This is a genomic window from Rhodococcus sp. P3_B8 (genome assembly GCF_056402775.1).
This window is the reverse complement of record NZ_JBFUGT010000579.1, coordinates 1-1,905: the sequence shown is the minus strand read 5'-3', so window position 1 is coordinate 1,905 and position 1,905 is coordinate 1. Positions and strand designations below refer to the sequence as shown.

Sequence of the window (1,905 nt, the reverse complement as noted above, 5' to 3'; positions counted from 1 at the left end):
ACGCAAGACCGTGAACATCGTTCCGGCGGCGGCAGAGGCCTAGTCCTGCCGCGAGTATGCATCGTCCCGTGAGGGACGTTTCAAGCTCCCAATAGGGGCGGACCTGGGTCGTGATACCCGGTCCGCCCCTATTGTTTTTTTCACGAGTGAGATCAACACAATTGACTGAGGAAGGATCCGGCAGTCATGTCCCGATTCATTGACCGCGTCGTGCTGCACGTCAGCGCCGGAAAAGGCGGCAATGGCTGCGCCTCCGTACACCGGGAGAAGTTCAAACCGCTCGGTGGCCCGGACGGCGGCAACGGCGGGCGTGGCGGTGACGTCGTGCTCGAGGTGGACGGCAACGTCCACACCCTCCTCGACTTCCATTTCCACCCCCACGCGAAGGCCACCAACGGCAAGCAGGGGATGGGTAGCAACCGTGACGGCGCCCAGGGCGACGACCTGATTCTGAGGGTCCCCGACGGCACCGTCGTCCTCGACGAGGACGGCCGGATTCTCGCCGACCTCATCGGTGTCGGCACCCGCTTCGAAGCCGCCCAGGGTGGCCGCGGCGGACTCGGCAACGCGGCCCTGTCCTCGAAGGCGCGCAAGGCGCCGGGTTTCGCGCTCCTCGGTGAGGACGGCGTCGAGCGGGAACTGGTCCTCGAACTGAAGTCCGTGGCCGATGTCGGGCTGGTCGGGTTCCCGTCGGCGGGCAAGTCCTCGCTCGTGTCGGTGCTGTCGGCGGCGAAGCCGAAGATCGCCGACTACCCGTTCACGACCCTCGTGCCGAACCTCGGTGTGGTGTCGAGCGGCGACACCACGTTCACGGTGGCCGACGTGCCCGGGTTGATCCCCGGCGCGAGCGACGGCCGCGGGCTCGGACTGGACTTCCTGCGCCACCTCGAGCGGTGCGCCGTGCTGGCGCACGTCGTCGACTGCGCGACGCTCGACCCGGGCCGCGACCCGATCTCCGACATCGACGCACTCGAGGCGGAACTCGCCGCGTACAAGGGCGCGCTGTCCGGCGACGCCGGGCTCGGTGACCTCGCGGACCGGCCGCGCATCGTGATTCTGAACAAGGCGGACGTGCCGGAGGCGGCCGAGCTGGCCGAGATGGTCACCCCCGACCTCGAGGCCCGCGGCTGGCCGGTCTTCACGATCTCGGCCGTCAGCCGAGAGGGGTTGCGCCCGTTGACGTTCGCGCTCGCGAAGCTGGTTGCGGACTACCGTGAGGCGCATCCGAAGGCCGAGCCGAAGCGTCAGGTGATCCGCCCGGTGATCTCGAACGAGAACAGCTTCAGCGTCGTCGCCGACCCCGAGATTCCCGGTGGGTTCATCGTCCGCGGCACACGGCCGGAGCGCTGGGTGCGGCAGACGCAGTTCGACAACGACGAGGCCGTGGGTTACCTCGCCGACCGCCTCGCGCGGCTCGGTGTGGAAACCGAGCTCGTCAAGCAGGGTGCGGAGCCGGGCGCGTCCGTCACGATCGGCAACGTGAGCTTCGACTGGGAGCCCCAGACACCGGCCGGCGTCGATCTCACCCGCACCGGTCGCGGCACCGACCCGCGTCTGGATCAGGTCGAGCGCATCGGCGCGACCGAACGCAAGCACGCATCCAGGGTCCGTCGCGGTCTCGAAGGCCTCGACCCCGAAGACCAGTGAGCGCCACCCGGCGCACGATCGCGTCGGCGGGCAGCATTGTCGTGAAGATCGGATCGTCCGCGCTGACCAGCCTGGTCGGCGGGCTCGACGTCGGTCGACTCGACGCGCTGGCCGATGCGATCGAGGAACGGATGCGTGCCGGTTCCGACGTGGTCGTCGTGTCGTCCGGGGCCGTGGGTGCGGGTCTGGCCCCGCTGGGGCTGACGAAGCGGCCACGGGACCTGGCGACGAAGCAGGCCGCCGCGAGCGTGGGGCCCC

At 69.3% G+C, this 1,905-nt stretch carries 2 protein-coding genes; both read left to right on the top strand.

The window, feature by feature from the left end; all coding sequences use genetic code 11:
- Positions 1 to 186 precede the first annotated feature (186 nt).
- Complete coding sequence (obgE, locus tag AC1D1G_RS44750) at positions 187 to 1,647, top strand: GTPase ObgE (RefSeq protein ID WP_280782391.1); 1,461 nt, start codon at positions 187 to 189, stop codon at positions 1,645 to 1,647.
- A partial coding sequence (locus AC1D1G_RS44745; RefSeq protein ID WP_477956892.1) for an amino acid kinase family protein occupies positions 1,644 to 1,905 on the top strand: 262 nt, incomplete at its 3' end. The genes obgE and AC1D1G_RS44745, both read left to right, overlap by 4 nt.